23 protein-coding genes and 1 pseudogene are annotated in these 19,707 nt (G+C 68.5%); 8 read left to right on the top strand and 16 right to left on the bottom strand.

Going from position 1 to position 19,707, the window contains the following annotated elements; all coding sequences use genetic code 11:
• The 6 genes from PO768_RS22230 to PO768_RS22205 all read left to right on the top strand — a co-directional run.
• Positions 1-904: MotA/TolQ/ExbB proton channel family protein (locus tag PO768_RS22230; protein WP_272647795.1), on the top strand; the 904-nt coding region annotated here is incomplete at its 5' end.
• A gap of 2 nt (positions 905-906) precedes the next feature.
• On the top strand, positions 907-1,317 hold the full coding sequence (locus PO768_RS22225) for an ExbD/TolR family protein (protein ID WP_272647794.1): 411 nt from the start codon (positions 907-909) through the stop codon (positions 1,315-1,317).
• 19 nt (positions 1,318-1,336) lie between these two features.
• Complete coding sequence (locus PO768_RS22220) at positions 1,337-1,738, top strand: ExbD/TolR family protein (RefSeq protein ID WP_269839733.1); 402 nt, start codon at positions 1,337-1,339, stop codon at positions 1,736-1,738.
• A gap of 11 nt (positions 1,739-1,749) precedes the next feature.
• Positions 1,750-2,463: a TonB C-terminal domain-containing protein gene (locus PO768_RS22215; RefSeq protein WP_137945069.1), complete on the top strand. Its 714-nt coding sequence runs from the start codon at positions 1,750-1,752 to the stop codon at positions 2,461-2,463.
• 31 nt (positions 2,464-2,494) lie between these two features.
• A complete protein-coding gene (locus tag PO768_RS22210) occupies positions 2,495-4,162 on the top strand; it encodes a putative porin (RefSeq protein ID WP_272647793.1) in 1,668 nt (555 codons plus the stop codon).
• An 11-nt stretch (positions 4,163-4,173) separates the two neighbouring features.
• Positions 4,174-4,803 carry a hypothetical protein gene (locus PO768_RS22205; protein WP_272647792.1) on the top strand — a complete coding sequence of 210 codons (630 nt, stop codon included), beginning with the start codon at positions 4,174-4,176 and terminating at the stop codon, positions 4,801-4,803.
• A 21-nt stretch (positions 4,804-4,824) separates the two neighbouring features.
• Here PO768_RS22205 and PO768_RS22200 read toward each other — a convergent pair whose 3' ends face one another.
• The 5 genes from PO768_RS22200 to PO768_RS22180 are packed head-to-tail and all read right to left on the bottom strand — an operon-like array spanning position 4,825 to position 9,752.
• Positions 4,825-6,714, bottom strand: a complete 1,890-nt coding sequence (locus PO768_RS22200) for an MFS transporter (protein ID WP_272647791.1) — start codon at positions 6,712-6,714, stop codon at positions 4,825-4,827.
• 27 nt (positions 6,715-6,741) lie between these two features.
• On the bottom strand, positions 6,742-7,548 hold the full coding sequence (locus tag PO768_RS22195; protein ID WP_272647790.1) for a DUF2145 domain-containing protein: 807 nt from the start codon (positions 7,546-7,548) through the stop codon (positions 6,742-6,744).
• Positions 7,545-7,949, bottom strand: coding sequence for a hypothetical protein (locus PO768_RS22190; protein ID WP_272647789.1), 405 nt, complete (start codon positions 7,947-7,949; stop codon positions 7,545-7,547). The genes PO768_RS22195 and PO768_RS22190 overlap by 4 nt, the downstream gene beginning before the upstream one ends.
• A gap of 9 nt (positions 7,950-7,958) precedes the next feature.
• Positions 7,959-8,414 carry a YiaA/YiaB family inner membrane protein gene (locus PO768_RS22185; protein ID WP_272647788.1) on the bottom strand — a complete coding sequence of 152 codons (456 nt, stop codon included), beginning with the start codon at positions 8,412-8,414 and terminating at the stop codon, positions 7,959-7,961.
• A gap of 60 nt (positions 8,415-8,474) precedes the next feature.
• The gene (locus PO768_RS22180; RefSeq protein ID WP_272647787.1) at positions 8,475-9,752 is read right to left on the bottom strand and encodes an amidohydrolase family protein; all 1,278 of its coding nucleotides are present in this window, start codon (positions 9,750-9,752) and stop codon (positions 8,475-8,477) included.
• Between the two features lie 102 nt (positions 9,753-9,854).
• Between PO768_RS22180 and PO768_RS22175 the strand changes: the two genes are divergently transcribed.
• Positions 9,855-10,607 (top strand): helix-turn-helix domain-containing protein, encoded by a 753-nt coding sequence (locus tag PO768_RS22175; protein WP_272647786.1) that lies wholly within the window; start codon positions 9,855-9,857, stop codon positions 10,605-10,607.
• A gap of 191 nt (positions 10,608-10,798) precedes the next feature.
• Entirely contained in the window at positions 10,799-12,118 is a 1,320-nt protein-coding gene (locus PO768_RS22170; protein WP_272647785.1) for a reverse transcriptase family protein, read from the top strand.
• Here the strand turns inward: PO768_RS22170 and PO768_RS22165 are convergent.
• The 11 genes and pseudogenes from PO768_RS22165 to PO768_RS22115 form a co-directional block, all read right to left on the bottom strand.
• A complete protein-coding gene (locus tag PO768_RS22165; RefSeq protein ID WP_272647784.1) occupies positions 12,054-12,608 on the bottom strand; it encodes a hypothetical protein in 555 nt (184 codons plus the stop codon). The two genes, PO768_RS22170 and PO768_RS22165, sit on opposite strands and share 65 nt — an antisense overlap.
• A 123-nt stretch (positions 12,609-12,731) precedes the next feature.
• Complete coding sequence (locus PO768_RS22160) at positions 12,732-13,208, bottom strand: hypothetical protein (RefSeq protein ID WP_272647783.1); 477 nt, start codon at positions 13,206-13,208, stop codon at positions 12,732-12,734.
• Positions 13,209-13,232: 24 nt separating this feature from the next.
• Entirely contained in the window at positions 13,233-13,601 is a 369-nt protein-coding gene (locus PO768_RS22155) for a type II toxin-antitoxin system HicB family antitoxin (RefSeq protein ID WP_272647782.1), read from the bottom strand.
• Positions 13,598-13,891 carry a type II toxin-antitoxin system HicA family toxin gene (locus tag PO768_RS22150; protein ID WP_272647781.1) on the bottom strand — a complete coding sequence of 98 codons (294 nt, stop codon included), beginning with the start codon at positions 13,889-13,891 and terminating at the stop codon, positions 13,598-13,600. Before PO768_RS22150 ends, PO768_RS22155 begins: the two co-directional genes overlap by 4 nt.
• Before the next feature lie 45 nt (positions 13,892-13,936).
• Positions 13,937-14,605 (bottom strand): CAAX prenyl protease-related protein, encoded by a 669-nt coding sequence (locus tag PO768_RS22145; RefSeq protein WP_269839747.1) that lies wholly within the window; start codon positions 14,603-14,605, stop codon positions 13,937-13,939.
• A gap of 34 nt (positions 14,606-14,639) precedes the next feature.
• On the bottom strand, positions 14,640-15,395 hold the full coding sequence (locus PO768_RS22140) for an SDR family oxidoreductase (protein WP_272647780.1): 756 nt from the start codon (positions 15,393-15,395) through the stop codon (positions 14,640-14,642).
• The gene (locus PO768_RS22135; protein ID WP_272647779.1) at positions 15,392-17,011 is read right to left on the bottom strand and encodes a GGDEF domain-containing protein; all 1,620 of its coding nucleotides are present in this window, start codon (positions 17,009-17,011) and stop codon (positions 15,392-15,394) included. The genes PO768_RS22140 and PO768_RS22135 overlap by 4 nt, the downstream gene beginning before the upstream one ends.
• Before the next feature lie 84 nt (positions 17,012-17,095).
• Positions 17,096-17,962, bottom strand: coding sequence for a formate dehydrogenase accessory sulfurtransferase FdhD (locus PO768_RS22130; RefSeq protein ID WP_272647778.1), 867 nt, complete (start codon positions 17,960-17,962; stop codon positions 17,096-17,098).
• The gene (gene mobA / locus PO768_RS22125; RefSeq protein ID WP_272647777.1) at positions 17,959-18,564 is read right to left on the bottom strand and encodes a molybdenum cofactor guanylyltransferase MobA; all 606 of its coding nucleotides are present in this window, start codon (positions 18,562-18,564) and stop codon (positions 17,959-17,961) included. The genes PO768_RS22130 and mobA overlap by 4 nt, the downstream gene beginning before the upstream one ends.
• A gap of 27 nt (positions 18,565-18,591) precedes the next feature.
• Entirely contained in the window at positions 18,592-19,413 is an 822-nt protein-coding gene (locus tag PO768_RS22120; protein WP_272647796.1) for a substrate-binding domain-containing protein, read from the bottom strand.
• Positions 19,414-19,418: 5 nt separating this feature from the next.
• A pseudogene (locus PO768_RS22115) lies at positions 19,419-19,707 on the bottom strand (phosphate ABC transporter ATP-binding protein); the annotation flags it as partial.

Here is a 19,707-nt window from a genome sequence, read left to right as displayed (position 1 = left end):
GCTGTTTGTCGGCGGCGCCGAGGTGGCCAAGGCCCCGGCCGCGCTGCCGACCCTGGGCGGCGCCTTGCAGCTGGGCGAGGGCTCGCGCGGCCTGGCCGACGAGCTGCAGATCGCCACCGTCGCGCGCAGCGATGTGTGGCTGGCGCTGGCGGCGGCGATCCAGGGCGGCGAGGGCAAGCTGCTGAGCAGCCTGCGCGAGAGCGCCGGCGAGGCGGCGGCCGAGGGCGAGGAGCATGGCTATATCGGTGTGCTGGTCAAGAACCTGACCGTCGACGCCTGGGTGGTCATCATCATCCTGGGCGTGATGTTCGTGGTCGCGGCCTGGGTGATGGTGGACAAGAGCCTGCTGGTGGGCCGCGCTGACAAGGACAACCGCCAGTTCCTGCAGCGCTTCCGCGCCGCCAACGAAGACCTGCTGAAGCTCGATACCGGCGCCATCCATCCGAACTCGCCGCTGTACCGGCTCTACCAGGCCGGCGTGCGCGAGCTGGCCAAACGCCGCGTCGGCCAGGCCGATGCCCCGCCGCTGAGCGGCGCCTCGCTGGACGCGGTCAAGGCCGCGGTCGACGCCGACTTCGTGCGCGAGAGCCACAAGCTCAACGCCAAGATGGTGCTGCTGACGATCGCGATCTCGGGCGGCCCCTTCCTGGGCTTGTTGGGCACGGTGGTCGGCGTGATGATCACCTTTGCGGCGATCGCGGCGGCCGGTGATGTCAACGTCAACGCGATTGCGCCCGGCATCGCCGCGGCCCTGCTGGCCACGGTGGCCGGCCTGGGCGTCGCGATCCCGGCGCTGTTCGGCTACAACTACCTGGCCGCCCGCATCAAGAACCTGTCCTCGGACATGCAGATCTTTGTGGACGAGTTCATCACCCGCGTCGCGGAACTCTACGGCGCGCGCTGACCATGTCTGCCGACATCAAGGACGACAACCAGCCCTACGACGACATCAACATCACGCCGATGCTGGACCTGGCCTATGTGCTGCTGGTGACCTTCATCATCATGACCACCGCTTCGGTGCAGGGCGTCAAGGTCAACAGCCCGCAGACGCAAGCGGCCAGCAGCCTAGCCAAGCCGCAGACCCGGGCCGTCACGATCACCGCGGACGGCGCGGTCTATCTCGATGCCTATCCGGTCAGCATGGATCAGCTGCGTGACACATTGGCCCAGTACAAACAGGCCAACCCGGCGCTGCCGGTGGTGCTGAAGGCCGATGCGGCCGCCCAGTACGAGAAGGTGATGCAGGTGCTGGAAGTGGCCAAGCAGCTCGACATCACCGAGATCGGCCTGGTCACCAAGCGCGCCGCGCCCTGAACGAGCAGAAGGCTTCCCCATGCAAGTCAATACCGATGCCAAGCCTTACGACACCATCAATGTCACGCCCATGCTGGACCTGGCCTATGTGCTGCTGGTCGTGTTCATCCTGATGACCACCGCCTCGGTGCAGGGCCTGTCGATCACGATGCCCAAACCGTCCAACAAGCCCAGCACCGAAAAGCATGAGTTGCTGATCGTGCAGGTGATGCCCGATGGCGCGGTGCTGCTCAACGGCGCCGGTCTGAGCCTGGACGAGCTGGAGGGCCGGCTCGACGAGGCCAAGGCGCGCGACCCGCAGATGTCGGTCGCGATCAAAGGCGATGCGCGCACCCAGTACGCCAATGTGGTGGCCATCGTCGACCTGTGCAACAAGCTGCAGGTCAATATGGGGCTGATCACGGCCCGTATCGGCAGCTGAGGACGGCCATCATGAGTGGATTGGCCGAAGACCATCTGAACGACAAGCCGGGCCGGACCTGGGCGCTGCGCGCCGCTGCGGCCCTGGGTCTGCTGCTGCTGGCGGCCGGCGTCTACTGGCTGGCCGACAACCTGAAGGGCGGGCCGGAGAAGCCGCGCCGCCAAGTCGCCAAGATCAGCATCCTGCCCGACACGCCGCCACCGCCTCCGCCCCCGCCTAAGGAGGAGAAGAAGCCCGAGCCCCCCAAGGACGAGCCCAAGCAGCTGATGCGCGATGAGGCTCCCAAGCCGCAGGACGCGCCCAAGCCGGCCGATGCACCGCTGAAGATGGAGGGAGCAGCCGGCGATGGCCCCAGCGCCTTCGCGGCCGGCAGCGTCAGCCGCGAGTACCAGGGCGGGCCCACCGGCGGTGGCCCGGCCGGTGGCGGCACGGTGGCGGACCGCGCCCAGGAACGCCTTTACGCGAACTCGGCACGCCAGTTGCTGCGCGACGAGATCGAGCGCCATCTGCGCGGCGAGGGCGAGCAAATGAGCGCCAGCTTTGCGATCTGGCTCAAGCCCGACGGCGTGATCGAGCGCTTCGAGTTGCAGCCCAGCGGCGACGCCGCTGCCGATGCGGCGCTGCAGGCCGCGCTGTCCGAGACCTCGCGCGCGCTCAAGCTGCCGCCGCCGCCGGCGCTGCGTCAGCCGATGCGCTTCAGGCTCAGCGTCAAACCCCAGGCCTGAGGCCTGGCCCAGATTCACTTTTCTTTCAGTCATGAAGCTCAACCTCCTCACCACCACCCTGGCCGCCGCCGCCCTGATCGCGCTGCCGGCCCAGGCCCAGTCGACCGTCGACGAGAAGCAGGAGCTGGCCCAGCTGCGCGCCACCACGCTGGCCCTGATCGAGGCCCTGGTCGGCCAGGGCCTGCTCTCGCGCGAGCGCGCCGACGCGATCGTGCGCCAGGCCCAGCAGGCTGGCGCACAGGCCTCTGCGCCAGCCGTGGCCGGCACGCCGGCGCCCAAGGTTGTGCGCGTGCCCTATGTGCCGGAGACGGTGCGTCAGCAGATCCGCGAGGAGATCAAGACCGAGGTGCTGGCCCAGGCGCGCAGTGAGCGCTGGGGCGAGCCCGGCGCGCTGCCCGAGTGGCTGGGCCGCGTCAGCATCGAGGGCGATCTGCGGGTGCGCAGCCAGACCGAGATGTTCGACGACGGCAATGTGCCGGCCAGCGTGTTCCGCAGCCAGACCGAGTCGCCGGCCTGGGCGCCGGACCTGGCGACCACCCAGCGCAATCGCGAGCGCCTGACCCTGCGCGCCCGGCTGGGCGTCAACGCCCAGCTGTCCGATCAGGTCACGACGGGCCTGCGCCTGTCGACCGGCACGACCAGCGGGCCGACCTCCAGCTCGCAGACCCTGGGCACACAGTTCAACAAGGCCAGCCTGGTGCTGGACCGGGCCTGGCTGCGCTGGCGCCCGCCGGTGGGCATGCAGGGTCTGAGCGCCGAGTTCGGCCGCATGGCCAACCCCTTCTACAGCAGCGACCTGAGCTGGGCCGACGACCTGTCCTTTGACGGCGCTGCACTCAAGCTCAGCCACGAGACCGACAGCCGCCGCCAGTTCTTCGCGACGGCGGGCGTGTTCCCGCTGGAGGAGCTGAGCCTGAGCGGGCGTGACAAGTGGCTGCTGGGTGCGCAGCTGGGGGCCGAGCTGCCGCTGGCCGAGGGCATCCGCGCCAAGCTTGGCCTGGCGGCTTACGAGTTCCGCCATGTGGCCGGCGAGCGCGAGACCGAGCCGCCACCGGCCGGACCGCTGGTCGGCACCCTGCCGTATTTCAGCAGCCAGTACCCGAGCACGCTGCGCCTGAAGGGCAATACGCTGATCAATCTGAACGACCCCAGCAGCACGGCCGCGCCGACCTGGGGCCTGGCCTCGCGCTTCAGGCCGGTCAATCTGACCGGCTCGCTGAGCTTCAGCCAGCTGGCGCCGGTGATGGTGGATCTGAGCCTGGACTGGATCAAGAACACCGGCTTCGATCTGGCCGACATCCGAGCCCGCGCCAAGGCCGGCACGGCCATGGACGGTCTGCGCGAGATGACCACGGCTTGGCAGGGCCGCATCGGCCTGGGACACCGCTCGCTGGCCCGGCGCGGCGACTGGCAGGCCCATATGGCTTATCGCAAGGTCGAGCGCGACGCCTGGATCGACGGCTTCACCGACACCACCTGGCATCTGGGCGGCACCAACTACAAGGGCTGGTCGCTGGGCGGCAACTATGCACTGGACAAGCGCTTCGCGCTGGGCCTGCGCTGGACCAGCACGCGCAACCTCGATGATGGTGTGCGCTTCCTCGCGGTGCCTGGCGATCCGAGCTCGCTCAGCGGCACGCTCAGCAGTGCGCCGCTGCGCATTGATGTGTTCCAGCTCGATCTGAGCGGACGTTTCTGAGGAGTATCACCATGAAGCACGTCATCACGGGATCGCTGCTGCTGAGCCTGCTGGCCGCGCCCTGCTGGGCCCAGGAGGCCGGCACGCGCGAGCGCGAGGCCTTGCGCCGCGCGCAGAGCGCCTTGCGCGACGCGCAGCGCCAGCAGACCACGCTGCAGGCCGAGAAGGCGACGCTGGAGCGCGAGCGTGCGCAGCTGGCGGCGGCCGCCGAGGCCGCCAGCGCCAAGCAACGCAGCAGCGCCGGGCGGCTGGAGGCCCGTGAGCAAGAGCTTCACGCCCTGCGCAGCGAACTGGCCGCACTGCGCCAGCGCCTGCAGCAGACCGAGCAATCGGCCCAGGCGCGCGAGCAAGGCCTGCAGCAGGAACTGCTGGCGCAGCGCCGGCTGGTGGCCGAGCGCGGCCAGACCGTGCAGGCGCTGAGCCAGTTGCTGGAGCGCAGCACCTCGGCCCTGGTCGATTCCGAGGCCAAGAACCGCCAGCTGTATGCGATCGGCGAGGATCTGGTGCAGCGCTATCTGAGCCGTTCGCCCACCGATGTGACCTCGCTCAGCGAGCCGCTGCTGGGCCTCGCGGCGATACGCTTCGAGAACGTGGCCGAGGAGTTGCGGGCCCAGCTGGCCCAGCATCGCGTGCTGCGCTGAGGACTGGGCGGCAACCGGTCTTCAAGCCACCAGCAGCGCCCCGACCCGCTCGCGCAGCCCCTCGGGGCTGACCTCGCGCGCCGCCAGCGGCGCGCCGGCCACCAGGCCGACGCGGCTGTAGAAACCGCGTCGGAAGGGACGCACCATCGCCTCGCCCTGCTCGACCCGCGAGAAGAAGGAGCCCCACAGGTTCTGCAGCGCCAGCGGCACCACCGGGATGTCGCGGCCCTCCAGGATCTTCATCACGCCGCCCTTGAAGGGCTGCAGGCGGCCGTCGCGGGTGATGCCGCCCTCGGGGAAGATGCACAGCAGTTCGCCGTCGTCGAGCACCGCGCGCGCCTGCTCGAAGGCCTGCTCGTAGGTGGCCGGGTCGTCCTTCTGCGGCGCCACAGGAATGGCCTTGGCCAGGCGGAACAGCCAGCCAAGCACCGGGATGCGGAAGATGCGGTGGTCCATCAGGAAACGGATCGGGCGCGGACTGGCGGCCATCAGCAGCACCGCGTCGACAAAGCTCACATGGTTGCAGACCAGGAGCGCCGGGCCCTGGGTCGGGATGTGCTCGTCGCCGCTGATCTTGAAGCGGTAGATCAGGCGCGAGGCGATGAAGGCGACGAAGCGCAAGAGGTACTCGGGCACCAGCATGAAGATGTAGAAGGCCACCACCGCATTGGCCAGCCCGACGACCAGGAACAGCTCGGGGATGCTCAGCCCGGCGCCCAGCAGCGCGCCGGCCAGCAGCGAGCTGGCGATCATGAACAGCGCGTTGAGGATGTTGTTGGCTGCGATGATGCGGGCGCGGTGCGTCGGCTGCGCGCGCAGCTGTATCAGCGCATACATCGGCACGCTGTAGAGCCCGGCGAACAGCGCCAGCAGGCACAGGTCGGCCAGCACGCGCCAGTGCGCGGCCTGGGCCATGAACTCGCCCAGGCTCAGCGCCGCAGCCACCGGCGGCAGGCCGCGCGAGGCGAAGTACAGATCGATCGCGAACACACTCATGCCGATCGCGCCCAGCGGCACCAAGCCGATCTCGACATGGCGGCGCGACAGCAGCTCGCACAGCAGCGAGCCGGTGCCTATGCCCACCGAGAACACCACCAGCAGCAGCGACGCGACCTGCTCGTTGCCATGCAGCACCTCCTTGGCGAAGGCGGGGAAGTTGGCCAGGAAGACCGCGCCGAAGAACCACATCCACGAGATGCCCAGCAGCGAGCGGAACACCGCCAGCTGCCCATGCGCCAGGCGCAGATTGCGCCAGGTCTCGCTGACCGGGTTCCAGTTGATGATGAGGCCCGGGTCGGTGGCCGGGCAGGGCGGGATGGCCTGCGCCGTCAGCCGACCCAGCAGAGCCAGCGCGAAGCAGGCGAGGGCCACATGCTGTGCGCCGACCTCGGGTGTGGCGATCAACAGGCCGCCGGCCACATTGCCGAGCAGGATGGCGACAAAGGTCCCCATCTCCACCATGCCGTTGCCGCCGGTCAGCTCGCGCTCATTGAGCTGCTGCGGCAGATAGGCGTACTTGACCGGGCCGAACAGTGTGGAGTGCAGGCCCAGCAGGAAGACGCAGGCCAGCAGCACGGGCACCTGGCTGGCGTAAAACCCCCAGGCGGCCAGCGCCATGATGGCGATCTCGAGCGTCTTGATGAAGCGGATCAGCCGGGTCTTGTCATGCTTGTCGGCCAGCTGGCCGCTGGTGGCCGAGAACAGCACAAAGGGCAGGATGAAGAGCGCGCCGATCCCCAGGCCGGCCTGGGCCGGCGGCAGCCAGCCGAGCTGCAGCTGGTCGGTGACCAGCACGGTGAAGGCGAACTTGAACAGATTGACATTGGCCGCGCCAAGGACCTGGGTCCAGAAGAAGGGCGCGAAGCGCCGCTGCGCCAAGAGGGCGAACTGGCCGCCATGGGGTTCCGACATGCTGATCTCCTCCGGTTCTTTTTCTGGTCACTGTTTGACCAGCTCGGCCGGCTCGCCCAGGCCCGCGCGGGGCAGCCAGGCAAACATCGAATCGGCCGTGATGGTTTCGATGCGCCCGGCAAACCGCTGGGCGCTCGGATGATCGTCGAACTCTACATTGGCCATGCCCACCCGCGCCCCCAGCCGGGTCGCGGTGGACAGTCGCAGCAGGCCGGGCTGGTAGGCCTGCGCGCGCAGCCAGGCCTGGGCCTGGGCCCTGGTTCCAGCCCCTCCGGCCCCGTCGGCCGCCAGCGCCAGGGTCTCCAGCACCCATTGATTGCTCTGCTGGTATTTGTCGCCCCAGGCGTAGGAGACCATGCTGTAGCGCGGCTCGTGCAAGCGGCGCAGGCGGGTGTTGTCACGCAGCACCGGCAGCAGCGCCGACTGCAGCGCCGGGCTCAGCCGGGCATAGGCGGCGTCGTAGCGATGCGGCCGATCCAGGAAGAACTCGCCCAGGCCCTGGCGGAACAGATCGGCGCGGGCCGTGCCGCAGTGATTGAGTTTGTGCAGCACGCGCCAGACCGGCTGCGGACCCGTCGCATCGCCGTTCTTGTCACGGTAGGCGAAACCCAGATGCGACCACAGCAGCCCATGCTTGCTGAGGTCCTGGCCGGCCCGGGCCAGCAGCACGACCTGGGCACCGCTGGCCTCCAGCTGGCGGGCCGTGGCCTCGGCCAGGTTCATGCCGCGCTCGATCTGCTGCGCGCTCAGCGGCTTGTCCTCGCAGGGGCGGCCGGCCTGGGCGGTGCCTGCAGCGAGAGCCAGCAGCAGGCAGGCGACGGTCTTGCTGTTCATCTTGTCAGCTGCTCGTTGTGCAGCAGCGCCGTGCCGATGGCGTTGGGCACGAAGGCGATCGCCTCGCCGGCGGCCGACAGCACATAGCCGCTGCCGATCACGGTGATGACGACGGCCGTGCCCAGTACCGCGCTGGCCTGGCCGGCGAAGCGCACGCTGGCGCGGGCGCCGTCCGAGGCGCGCTCCAGCACCCAGACCGAGCCCTGGGCGGTGGATTCCACCGCCACCACCGTCAGCGCGACGCCGGCCGACAGCAGCATCACCGGCGCCGCCACCGAGACCGCCACCGGCAGCATCGACAGCGCGCTGGCCTCGGAGGCGGTGGACTGGGCCTGTGCGGCCGGCGCTTGCAGCAGCACCAGGCTCAGCAGCAGCGAGGGAACGTAGAGTTTGCTTTTCATCATGAGTCCTTATTCGGTAACCAGGGCTTCGCGGCGGCCCTGGGCGCGGGCCTGCTGCAGATCGGCCTCGTGCGCGTCGCGCAGCATCTTGGCCAGCGTGAACACGCTAGAGATCAGGAACAGCCAGCTGACCAGCAGAAAGGCCTTCCAGACCGGCTGTATCTCCATGCGCCACAGTCCCCAGCCGGTCAGCGCCATCGCCAGCACGAAGCCGCCCCAGACGACCAGCTTCCACATCGGCGTGTCGACCGTCTTGCCTTCGTTGTCGCGCACGAACTTGGCCAGCGCGAAGGCGGTGCTGAGACAGAACACATAGCCCATCACCATGAAGGCGCGGTCCAGGTCATCTCCGGGCAGCCAGGCCAGGCCGATCGCGCAGAGGCTGACGGCGATGCCGAAGGAGATCCAGACCTGGTAGGTCCAGGCCTTGCTGTCGCGGTGTATCAAGGTGTGCGGGTGTTGCATGGAGCGGGCTCCTGTTGAGAAGTGGCGCGATGATGGCCGAGAAGGCGTTTTTCAAGGGTTTCATTTGTTGCCGGTAGCGCCTGGCGCTACCGGCGGTATGAGCCGATGCACGAAATGGCGCCGCGTGTGGAAGACCTCCGCGCGCAAGCCCCGACCCTGCCAGCGCAGCGTCTTTTTCAGCAGCAGGTCGAACAGCAGCGGGTTGTGCTCGCGCACTTGCTCCAGCAGCGGGCGCTGCGCCTCATCCAGCAGGCCGGCGCGCACCAGGCCGCCGAGCCGGTACAGCGGGCCGACGCCGGGCAGCGGATAGTCCGAACCATGTAGCAGACGGCCATGCCAGTCCTGGCGCGCCAGCACCGAGCGCCAGACCTCGGGCCGGCGGTTGAACTGGAACAGCGCCGAGACATCGCCCAGCAGCAGCGCCTCCCAGGCCGGCTCGTCCATCAGCCGGGCAAACAGCGAGAAGGCCGGCACCAGGCGCGGCCTGCTCATGTCCAGGTCCAGCGCATCGCCCAGCGAGGCGCAGTGGGCGGCGATCACGCGCACGCCCTGCGCCAGCGGCGCGCGCAGCAGCAGCGGATTGCCCAGGTCCTCGCGGCCGGCGCCGGGCACGGCTTTCTCCTCGCCGCAATGCACGATCAGCGGCAGCCGGGCGGCGGCCAGGCGGGCGTAGAAGGGCCGCAGCCGCGCGTCGCGCAGATCGATATTCATGCTGCTGGGCAGCCACTTCAAGGCGACGGCGCCGCCAGCGATGGCCGCATCCAGCCGGGCCAGTGCGTCCTCGCGGTAGGGGTGGATGGACGCGACCCAGGCGAAGCGCTGCGGCGTGCGCTCGGCCACCTCGCGGGCATAGCGGTCGGGCACATGGAAGGTGGTCCAGTCGGGCTCGGCGCGGCCCTGCTCGGTATGGGCCTCGTCGAAGGCATAGAGCAGCCAGCGCGCGCCCTCCGGAAAATCGGCCGTCAACGCCTGCAGGCGCTGCAGGTAGGCCCGGTCCACGCTGGGCACCTCGGGCGCGACGCAGGCGCCGTCCATGATGACGCGCCGGCGCAGGCTCTCGACCGGATGCCACCACTGATGCATGGCCGGGTGGATGCGGCAGCCGCTGTCGGCATCGCCATTGCCAAGCAGATGGCAGTGCACATCCCAGAGCTGGGCCGGGTCCAGGTCTTGCCACAGCTCTTGCAGCAGCGGGTGCCGGCGCAGCGCGGCCGGCAGGCTGCCGCGGCAGGGGTTGCGCAGGTAGGCGGCCTGGGCCGGATCGGCCAGACTGGTGAACAGGCCGGCGATGGCGGCAGCGCCGCAGCACAGCAGGTGTTGGCGTCGTGTTTGTTGCATGGCCTGATGCTGGCCGGCCGCGTGATGTTTGGCGCCGGATTGCTGCGGCCGTGGCGCGGCCTGCCGCCGCCGGTAGCGTTTTGCGCTACCGTTGCGCCCATCATGTCCAGCACCCAGACCCTCATCGAAGTCATCAAGGCCGAGCTCAAGAGCCAGGGCCTCAGCTATGCCGATATGGCGCGCGAGCTCGGGCTCTCGGAGTCCAGCGTCAAGCGCATGCTGGCGCCGGGCGGCGAGATGCCGCTGTCACGCGTCGACGAGATCTGCCGGGTGCTGAAGACCGACTTCGCCGAGCTGACGCGGACGCTGGCCGAGCGCCAGCCGCTGCGCATGGAGCTGACCCTGGCGCAGGAGAAGGCCGTGGTGGCCGATCCCAAGCTGCTCTTGATGGCGATCTGCTGCCTGAGCCAGTGGACGGCCGAGCAGATCACCGCCAGCTACCGGCTCAGCGAGGCCGAGGTCACCCGCTATCTGGCCGAGCTGGACCGGCTGGGCGTGATCGAGCTGAAGCCGCTGAACCGCTACAAGCTGCGCCTGGCCAAGACCTTCCGCTGGCGCCCGCACGGTCCGGTGATGAGCTTCTTTCGGGAAGAAGTGGCCAGCGACTTCTTCTCAGGCGGCTTCGACGGCGAGGCCGAGCTGCTGATGCTGGTCCATGGCCGCCTGGGACACGGCATGGCGCGCGAACTGGTCGAGCGGCTGCAGCGCGTGGCCCAGGACTTCGCCCGCCAGCATCTGCTCGACCAGAAACTGCCCGACGCCGAGAAGCGCCAGTACACGCTTGTGATGGGCATGCGCTCCTGGCTGTTCGAGCATTTCAAGCATCTGCAGCGCAATCCGGTGCGGCCGCCATAATCCGCACGCGGCCGCCCCCAAGTTCATCGCGACACACCAAGCCTTGTGCCTGGTTGGCGTGCCAAGGGGCACCCCCTTGGTCCTCTCTCGTGCTTGACCCATCCGGGGCATGAGCGGCGCGGCGATACTCGCCGGACTGCTCATGCATCACCCGCAGGTTGGGTGGCGCGCCGCACCTTTCTCCTCCTCCGATGTCCAAGCTCCGCAGACTCAGTGCGCTGGCCCTGGCGCGTGCCATGCTGGCCGAACCGGACCGCGCGGCTCCGGCCCTGCGCGCGCGCATGGCGCGCTGTCTGGCCGCCGACCCGGCCTGGCTGGCGCCGCTGTCCGAGCGCTGCGCGGCCCAGCTGATGGCGACGCCGCAGCTGTCGGTGCGACGCCTGGCCGTGCTGATCGCCACCGATCCCGACTTCGAGCCGAGCCCGCCGCGCCACTACCTGCTCAGCCTCGCTCAAGAGCAGGCATCACCACCGCCGCCTGCCCTGGCCCACTGCGCGCTGCCGGCCCTGCCGCACAGCGCGGCCCTGGCCGAGTTCCTGGGCATCAGCGATGCCGGGCTGTGGCGGCTGAGCCGGCCCAGCGCCTGGCAGCGCCGCGAGCCCCTGGTCGAGCAGCATTACCGCTGCCGGCTGCTGGCCAAGCGCAGCGGCGGCTGGCGTTTGCTGGAGGTGCCCGAGCCCTATCTGATGGCCCTGCAGCGCCGCGTGCTGGTCGGCTTGCTGGACCGGCTGCCGCCGCATCCGGCCGCCTGCGGCTTCGCGCCGGGGCGCGCGGTGCTTGACCATGCGCGCGCCCACGAGGGCCAGGCCGTGGTGCTGAGCTTCGACCTGCAGGACTTCTTCTCCAGCGTGCGCGCCGCACGCGTGCAGGCCCTGTTCGCAACGCTGGGCTATCCGGACGAGGTGGCCCGGTTGCTGAGCGCACTGTGCTGCAGCGCCACGCCCGAGCCGGTGCTGAGCCGGCTGCGCCAAGAAGGCGGGCTGAGCTGGCTGCAGTGCCAGCGCCTGCGCGATGCCCATCTGCCGCAGGGCGCGCCGAGCTCGCCCGCGCTGGCCAATCTCTGCGCCTTCGGCCTGGACCGACGCCTGGCCGGCCTGGCCTGGGCCTTGGGTGCGCGCTACAGCCGCTATGCCGACGACCTCGTGCTGTCCGGCCCGGCTTCCCTGCGTGCGGCCAGGCCGCGCATCGAGGCCTGGGTGGGCCGTATCGCCATCGAGCAGGGCTTTGCGCTGAACCATCGCAAGACCCGATGCCAGGCCCAGAGCCGGCGCCAGAGCGTCTGCAACATCGTCGTGAACCAGCGCAGCAATCTGCCGCGCGCCGAGTTCGACCGCCTGAAAGCCCAGCTGCACGGCTGTGTGCGCCATGGCCCGGCCTCGCAGAACCGCGAAGGCCATGCCGACTGGCAGGCCCATCTGCGCGGCCGCCTGGCCTGGGCGACCCAGCTCAATGCGCAGAAGGCGCAGCGGCTGTGGCGGCTTTATGAGCAGATTGATTGGACGGTGACGTAGCTGACGCAATGGAAACCGGTTCCTGCTGATAGCGGCGAGTGAATGGAACGCCATTGAATGTGTGTGTGCAACATGGGCATTGCGGCACCAAGGTGTCCGGCCCCGCCAAGGGGTCAACCATCCGCAAGATGCCATCGGCATCGACCTTGAGGCCGCTGAAGTAGCTGGCCTCGCCAGTACGAACAAATGCTTGCTCATCGGCTTCGCTCAATGCGACTAGCCAGAAGATTGGCGCTTTCCGGTCGAGTCGGGCGATGGCTTCACTGTAGACCTCATCCCATTTGCACCCGACGCGAGAGAGCAAGAAACGAAACAGGGGCGTGTAGTCGAGCCCTCTACGCACGCCCTTGTGCATGCCGAGCGTTTCGACGATCCCATCGCCAGCACTGATTCGATGCCGAACGTCTCGAAAATCACCACCGAAATTGTGATGAACACCCCGCGCTGTCGTGTTGACCTTGCGATACAGCGGCTGCTTGGCTTTGTGCATGAAGTGCCTAGGCTTGTTGCACTGTCGGCCCGTACCCGGGCTCATGCCGGATCGCGCCGTGGCTAGGCTTGTCGGCGAAGAGCATGGATAGCAGGTCTTGAGGGAGAGGAGTTTTCAGTGGGGTCAGTTCTTATTCTTGTCGCGAAGGTTGTAAAGCATGCCGCCGGATGGCGCGCCATCATCACGCACACCGGGCCGCAACGCCACGCGAATCTCCCCATTTTTCAACTTCACCGTCGATTGCCGGAGCTTGGCGGATTTCGCTTCAAGGTATTCGATATGCAACGCCGTCGGGCTGATCCACTTCAGGTTTAGGCCATACGCTGAATCGTTGCGTGCCGCTCCATAGAGAGAAGCGAGCTCTATCTCGTTTTCGGCGGCTTGCCCTCGTACAAGCACGACCTCATACCCGAACGATGTCGTCGCCCCACCGTTCACTTCGTACAAAACGGCAGTCGTCTCTCCATCTGGCGACTGCAGGCGCGCGACCTCATCGCGACTCGGTTCGAACGCGGAATGCAATAACCAAAGCAATGCGGCCAGGCCGACGGCGAACGCCAGCGTCACGCCGAGGAGGAAACGAAGCAGAAAGCGCAGCACCTTTGCAGAGCCTAGTGCTGGCTATCAGCCGTCGTTGCGCACCGCAACCCGTGTGGCCGGCTTCCTGGCGGCTTTGCCAAGCGCTCCTTCCGCCCACTTGTTGAGGCTGGTCCCGCTGCGTGCGGCGGCCTTCAGTGCGGCCGCGTGTACCTCGGGTGCAATGCGCAGCATGACTTTGCCGCTGGCGGGTTTTTCTGGCGCCGAACCCAACGCTTTGGAGGCGGCGAGATAGCCTTCGATGGCTGCGTGAAAGTTGGATTCGAACTCCGTCACAGACTCGCCATGAAAGGAGATGATGTCGTCAATGTCCAGGACTCGCCCAACGATGATCCTGTCTTCCGGATCGAAGACCATGCTCGCCGTGTAGCCCTTGTAGTGCATGGCATTGGTCATGGTTTGATCTCCATTCGCGCGAGGAATTCCCGGACGGCCAAGACCCGGTAGCGCAGTGCCTCCTTGCCAGGGTGAGGCCTGTGCAGTGTCATCTTCCTGCCGCCGAACTCAAACGTGACGGACGAGCCTGCGCCCTCTACAAGCTTGCAGCCCGCTGCCTTCAGCAAGGACTCGATCCGAGACCACTCGATGTTCCCGTTGACGGGATCAGCGAGCAGCTTTTCGAGCGTCTTGCGATGCGTTCCGTTCACCCGAAAGATGATAGCAGTAGAGACAAAAACTGCAATCATCGGTGGCAAGGCTGCCGGACTGCCCAGCCTGCCACAAACGGCCTCTCACCAAAACTCCCACCGCCCGCTCATCACCACCCAGACGCCCAGCGCGCCATTGGTCACCGCATGCGCGATCACGGCGGTCCAGAGCTTGCCGGTGCGTACATAGAGCCAGGCATAGGCCAGGCCGGCGATGATGGCGGCCAGCCAGAGGGTGTGGGCCAGCATGAAGACAAAGGTCGACAGCACGATGGCCTTGAGCCCTGCGCGGCGTGGGTCGACGGTCTGGAACTGCGGGCTGGCGATCCAGCGCATCAAGAAGCTGCGCCAGAACAGCTCTTCCATCAGCGGCACGACCAGGGCCGCGCCTATCCAGCGCATCACGACCAGGGGCCAGATCAGCGCTCCGGCGGCGTCCAGCGGCACGAAGGTGGCGGTCGGCTCGCTCAGCTGCATCCAGGGCGCGTCCAGCCGTATCCACAGCGCGAACACGATCAGGCCGACGGCCAGGCTCAGCAGCGTCTCGCGGGTGTCCGGCAGGTTCTGGCGGGCCAGCTCGCCGTAGTCGCGCCAGTACCAGATCAGCAGGCCGCCGACCAGCAGCACGCTGAGGCCGTAGACCCAGCGCAGGTCGAAATTGACGCTCTCGGGCAGCAGGCCGCGCAGGGCCAGCAAGGCCATGAAGACGGCGAACGGGACGGTGCGGGCGAGGGTGGCCGGGCTCAGGGTCATGTCTTGCGGGCGCGGAAGGAAATGTGCGCCGAGCTTAACGCCCTCCTGCGACATCCAGTGTGGCACCGACCGTGTAGCTGGCCGCATCGGACAGGAGCCAGACGATGGCCTCGGCGATCTCGTCGGCGCGGCCCAGCCGGCCGATCGGGATGCCGGCGGCGGCGGCGGCCAGGCCGTCGACGGTGCCGCTGTCGGCATGGATCTCGGTGGCGATGATGCCGGGGCGCACGCCGTTGACCCGGATGCCCTCGCCGATCAGCTCGCGCGCCAGCCCGACGGTCAGGCTGTCGACGGCGCCCTTGCTGGCCGCGTAGTCGACATAGACGCCCGGCGAGCCCAGCTGGGCGGCGCGCGACGAGACGTTGACGATGGCGCCGCCCGCCCCGCCATGGCGGGTGCTCATGCGCTTGACGGCTTCGCGGGCGCACAGCAGGCTGCCGATCACATTGACGCCGAACAGGCGCTGCCAGCGCGCCATGCCCATCTCGTCCAGGCGCGCGGCCGGGGCGACGATGCCGGCATTGTTGACCAGGCCGCTCAGCCGGCCCAGCTCGGCATCGATGCGCGCGAACATCGCCAGCACCTGGGCCTCATCGGCCACATCGGCCTGCACGCAGAGGACCCGCCGGCCCAGCGCGCGCAGCTCGTCGGCCAGGGCCTCGGCCGCGCCGGCGTCGCGCGCATAGCCCAGGGCCAGGTCATGCCCCTGGGCCGCGCAGAGCCGGGCGGTGGCGGCGCCGATACCGCGCCCGGCGCCGGTGATCAGGGTGATGCGGCGCGCCGGAGTCAAGCCAGGGCCACCCGGTTGCGCCCCAGATGCTTGGCGCGGTACATCGCGCTGTCGGCGCGGGCGATCAGCAGGTCGGTGGCATAGGGCGGGGCGCTGGCCAGGCCTATGCTCAGCGTGACCTCCAGCCCCGGGGCCAGGTCTTGCCAGGGATAGGTCTCGACGCGGTGGCGCAGGCGCTCGCAGACCTCGAAGGCGCGGTCGGGCACGGTGTCGGGGAAGACCACCAGGAACTCCTCGCCGCCGTAGCGCAGGAGCAGATCGCTGCCGCGCGTGTTGTCTTCCAGCATGCGCGAGAGGGTCTGCAGCACCCGGTCACCGACCGCATGGCCATGCTGGTCATTGACGTCCTTGAAACGGTCGGCGTCGATCAGCGCCAGGGTCAGCGGCTGTCCCAGGCGCTCGGCCTCGCGCAGCAGCGGCGGCATGCGCGACTCCATGCAGCGCCGGTTGCCCAGGCCGGTCAGCGGGTCGCGCTGCACATGCTCCTCCAGCTCGGCGGCGCGGGCCTCGTGCTTGTGGGCCTGGGCGCGGGCCTGCTCGGCCTCCAGCCGGGTCACGAAAAAGCGCGACTGCGCCATCAGCTGGGCGATCGCGCGGCGCCGCTCGATGCCCTGGTAGGCTTCCAGCTGCTGCAGCGCGAGCTCGTTCAGGCCCAGCGTCTTGGCGGCGCGGTAGAGCGCATGGTGGGCGCGCAGCGCGGTGGCGGCGGGCGCCTTGTCGCCGGTTTCCTGCAGCAGCAGGCGCAGATCATCGCGGGCGGCCTGCGGCTCGCCGCGCAGCAGCGCCAGCTCGGCCAGCGAGCAACGCAGCCGCCAGGCCTGGGCCTGGAAGCCCAGGCGGCGCGCCTCGTCCAGGGTCTGGGTCAGCAAGGCCTCGGCCTCGTCGACCTGGCCGGAATGCAGCAAGGCCTCACCCAGATTGCCCTCGGTCATCACCAGTGGGAAGGGGTCGCCAAAGGCCTGGGCATGGGGTCGCACCTCGCGCGCATAGCGCAGCGCCCGCTCCAGCGCGCTGGCGCAGGCGGCATCGTTGCCGCTGTCGCGCAGCAGATAGAAGGCGCCGAGCGCGACGCCGCAGAGATTGTTCAGCGTGACGACGCGCTCGTAGGGGCTGGTGTGCTCGCGCACCAGGGCGGCCGCCTCGCTCATCAGGCGCTCGGCCTGCCAGGGGTCACCCATGCGCTCGAAGGTGGCGCCCAGTGCGTTCAGCGCCAGCGCGATCTGGCTGACCTCGCCAAGCTCCTGGGCCACCGCGCAGCCCTCGTTGGCGCTGCGCATCGCGATATCGAAATCGCCGGTCTCGAAGCCGCCCAGCGTCATCCAGCGCAGCAGCTCGCACAGCGCCTCGCTGGGCCCCTGGGCGCGCAGCAGCGGCAGCAGCGCATCGCCGGCGCGTATCAGCGCGCCGAGCGCGCCGCGTCGGTACAGGAAGAAGGCGCGCAGGCGCCCGGCCTCGATCTGCTCGGCCAGAAAACCCTGCGACGAGGCCAGCTCCCAGGCGCGCTGGGCCTGGGCCAGCCCTTCATCGAGCTGTGAGGCTTGCTGGGCCGCGCGTGCGCTGGCCAGGTGTTGCGCCAGCTGGTCGACCAGCACCTCGCTGCTGACTGCTTCTTGCATGGAGGCTACGCTTTGTCACAAAACGTTGAGGGTAGCCGATCTGTGGCGCGGCGCGTTGTGCGGAGTCAACAGTGCGGGCGTGGTTCAGGCGCCCAGATCCACCGTCTCGCGGGCCGGTTCGGGCTGGCTGTCGAAGCGCTCGAAGCCGCTGTAGCAGATGAAGTGGCGGTTCTTGGCGCGGCCGATCAGCGTCAGGCCCAGCTGCATGGCCAGCGCATGGCCCATCTGCGTGATGCCGTTGCGCGAGACGATGATGGGCACGCCCATCTGGGCCGACTTCATCACCATCTCGCTGGTCAACCGGCCGGTGGTGTAGAAGCACTTGTCGCCGCCGCCGTCCGCGCCGTGCATGCCGTTCATCCACATCCAGCCGGCGATATTGTCGATCGCGTTGTGCCGGCCCACATCCTCGCGGTGCACCAGCAGCTCGGCCCCGCGGAACAGCGCGCAGCCGTGCACCGATCCGGCCTTTTTGTAGACGCTGTCCAGGCGGCGCATCTGGTCCAGCATCTCGTAGAGCGCGGCCTGGCTGAGCCGGGCGCTCTGCGCACCGGGCAGCTGCACCGACTCGACATCGGCCATCAGCGCGCCGAACACCGTGCCCTGGCCGCAGCCGGTGGTGACGGTGCGCTGCGCGGTCTTGGCCTCGATGTCGGCGATGCCGGCACGGGTGCGCACGGCCGCCGCGCCGACCTCCCAGTCCACCGTGATCGATTCGATCTCGCCGACATCGGCCACCAGGCGCTGGTTGCGCAGATAGCCCAGCACCAGCAGCTCCGGCGCCAGGCCCAGCGTCATCAAGGTGACCAGCTCGCGCTTGTCGACGAAGACGGTCAGCGGCCGCTCGGCCGGGATGCTCATGGTCTTGCGGCGGCCGAACTCGTCCAGCACCTCGACCTCGTGGGTCAGCACGGCGCTGCAGCTCGTCAGGCGGGGCAGGGGCGGATTCATGACAGGGGCTTCTGCAATTGCTGCAATTCTTCGCGCGTGTTGGCGTTGGCAAAGGCCTGTTCATCCTCGAACAGCACCTCGACGCAGCGATGCTGGGCCGTCCACTTGTCGATCTTGCGCTGGCCGCTCTGCGTGAAGCGCACCAGGCTCTCGATCAGCTCGGTCTTCATCAGGCAGAACACCGGCTGCACCTGCCGGCTGCCGTCGGGCCCCGGGGTTGCGGCCATCGCGATCTCGGCGTCCTCGGCGTCCAGCGCCTCGGCCAGGCGGGCGACCAGATCCTCGGGGAAGAGCGGCGAATCGCAGGGCACGGTGACCATATAGGGCGTCTCGCAATGCTCGAGCCCGGTCAGCACCCCGGCCAGCGGGCCGGCATAGTCGGGCAGCGAGTCGGGCCAGACCGGCGCGCCCATCGCTTCATAGGCACCCAGATTGCGATTGGCATTGATCAGCAGCTCGCCGACCTGGGGCCCCAGGCGCAGCAGCGCATGCAGGGCCAGCGGCACGCCCTGGTGGGGCTGCAAGCCCTTGTCGACGCCGCCCATGCGGCTGCCGCGGCCGCCGGCCAGTATCAGTCCGGTGATGTCTTTGCTGTCAATCATGGTGCCAGTGTGCCTGTTCTGCGCGCCTCAGCGCTTGGCGTCCGGAAAGAACAGCTGCTCGCCACCGATCTTGTAGCTGGCGATCGTGGCCTGACCCTCGTCCGACACCACCCAGTCGGAGAATGCCTGGGCCAGCGCGGTCTTGGTGTGCGGGTGCCTGGCGGGGTTCACGACGATCACGCCATAGGGGTTGAAGAGTCGCTTGTCGCCCTCCAGTACGATGGCCAGATTGCCGCGGTTCTTGAACGACAGCCAGGTGCCACGGTCGCTCAGCGAATAGGCGTCGCTGCTGGACGCGATATTCAGCGCCGGGCCCATGCCGCAGCCGCATTCGCGGTAGTCCATGCTCAGCGCTGCTGTCTTGGCGGCCGGGTTGGCGATGCCAGCGGCCTTCCAGTAGCGCAGCTCGGCCGCGTGGGTGCCGCTCTTGTCGCCGCGCGAGACGAAGGTGGACTTGCTGGCTGCCAGCGTGGCCAGGGCCGCCGCGATGTCCTTGCCGGCCACACTGGCTGGATTGGCCTTGGGTCCGACCAGCACGAAATCGTTGTACATCACCGGCCGGCGCGCCAGGCCGAAGCCATCGGCGACGAACTTCTCCTCGGCCGCGACATCGTGCACGAACAGCACATCGGCATCGCCGCGCCGGCCCATGTCCAGCGCCTGGCCGGTGCCCAGCGCGACCACGCGCACTTCGATGCCGCTGGCGCGCTTGAAGGCCGGCAGCAGATGGGCGAACAGGCCCGACTGCTCGGTGCTGGTGGTCGAGGCCATCACGATGACCTTGTCCTGGGCCCGGGCGCTCAGGGAACTGGCCGCCAGCAGGCAGGCGAGGACACTGCGGCGGTCCATGGTCTTCACAAATCCCATCTTAACTCTCCCTTGAGAAAAAGTCCGGTGCGGTCATCCGCGTGGTCGCTGAAAAAGTCGGCGGTGGCCTGGTCGGCAAGCAGGCGGCCGTGATCCAGGTAGACGACGCGGTTGGCCAGGCGCTTGGCCTGGCCCAGATTGTGGGTGCTCATCAACAGCGTCATGCCCTCGGCGCGGAAGCTGGCCAGCAGCGCCTCGACCTCTTTCTGGCCCGTCGGGTCGAGGTTGGCGGTGGGCTCGTCGAGGAAGAGGATGTCGGGCCGGGCGGCCCAGGCC

The organism is Paucibacter sp. XJ19-41 (assembly GCF_028462495.1).
Lineage (GTDB): Bacteria > Pseudomonadota > Gammaproteobacteria > Burkholderiales > Burkholderiaceae_C > Roseateles_E.
Note: the sequence above shows the minus strand (reverse complement) of the source record. Positions and strands in the feature narration are given on the sequence as shown.

Coding starts and splice junctions, on each gene's coding strand:
- PO768_RS22180 (WP_272647787.1), bottom strand. CDS start 9,752: ATGCAACAAACACGACGCCAACACCTGCTGTGCTGCGGCGCTGCCGCC.
- PO768_RS22185 (WP_272647788.1), bottom strand. CDS start 8,414: ATGCAACACCCGCACACCTTGATACACCGCGACAGCAAGGCCTGGACC.
- PO768_RS22165 (WP_272647784.1), bottom strand. CDS start 12,608: ATGCACAAAGCCAAGCAGCCGCTGTATCGCAAGGTCAACACGACAGCG.
- PO768_RS22220 (WP_269839733.1), top strand. CDS start 1,337: ATGCAAGTCAATACCGATGCCAAGCCTTACGACACCATCAATGTCACG.
- PO768_RS22130 (WP_272647778.1), bottom strand. CDS start 17,962: ATGAATCCGCCCCTGCCCCGCCTGACGAGCTGCAGCGCCGTGCTGACC.
- PO768_RS22205 (WP_272647792.1), top strand. CDS start 4,174: ATGAAGCACGTCATCACGGGATCGCTGCTGCTGAGCCTGCTGGCCGCG.
- PO768_RS22135 (WP_272647779.1), bottom strand. CDS start 17,011: ATGCAAGAAGCAGTCAGCAGCGAGGTGCTGGTCGACCAGCTGGCGCAA.
- PO768_RS22215 (WP_137945069.1), top strand. CDS start 1,750: ATGAGTGGATTGGCCGAAGACCATCTGAACGACAAGCCGGGCCGGACC.
- PO768_RS22225 (WP_272647794.1), top strand. CDS start 907: ATGTCTGCCGACATCAAGGACGACAACCAGCCCTACGACGACATCAAC.
- PO768_RS22170 (WP_272647785.1), top strand. CDS start 10,799: ATGTCCAAGCTCCGCAGACTCAGTGCGCTGGCCCTGGCGCGTGCCATG.
- PO768_RS22155 (WP_272647782.1), bottom strand. CDS start 13,601: ATGACCAATGCCATGCACTACAAGGGCTACACGGCGAGCATGGTCTTC.
- PO768_RS22195 (WP_272647790.1), bottom strand. CDS start 7,548: ATGAACAGCAAGACCGTCGCCTGCCTGCTGCTGGCTCTCGCTGCAGGC.
- PO768_RS22200 (WP_272647791.1), bottom strand. CDS start 6,714: ATGTCGGAACCCCATGGCGGCCAGTTCGCCCTCTTGGCGCAGCGGCGC.
- PO768_RS22175 (WP_272647786.1), top strand. CDS start 9,855: ATGTCCAGCACCCAGACCCTCATCGAAGTCATCAAGGCCGAGCTCAAG.
- PO768_RS22145 (WP_269839747.1), bottom strand. CDS start 14,605: ATGACCCTGAGCCCGGCCACCCTCGCCCGCACCGTCCCGTTCGCCGTC.
- PO768_RS22150 (WP_272647781.1), bottom strand. CDS start 13,891: ATGATTGCAGTTTTTGTCTCTACTGCTATCATCTTTCGGGTGAACGGA.
- mobA (WP_272647777.1), bottom strand. CDS start 18,564: ATGATTGACAGCAAAGACATCACCGGACTGATACTGGCCGGCGGCCGC.
- PO768_RS22210 (WP_272647793.1), top strand. CDS start 2,495: ATGAAGCTCAACCTCCTCACCACCACCCTGGCCGCCGCCGCCCTGATC.
- PO768_RS22120 (WP_272647796.1), bottom strand. CDS start 19,413: ATGGACCGCCGCAGTGTCCTCGCCTGCCTGCTGGCGGCCAGTTCCCTG.
- PO768_RS22190 (WP_272647789.1), bottom strand. CDS start 7,949: ATGAAAAGCAAACTCTACGTTCCCTCGCTGCTGCTGAGCCTGGTGCTG.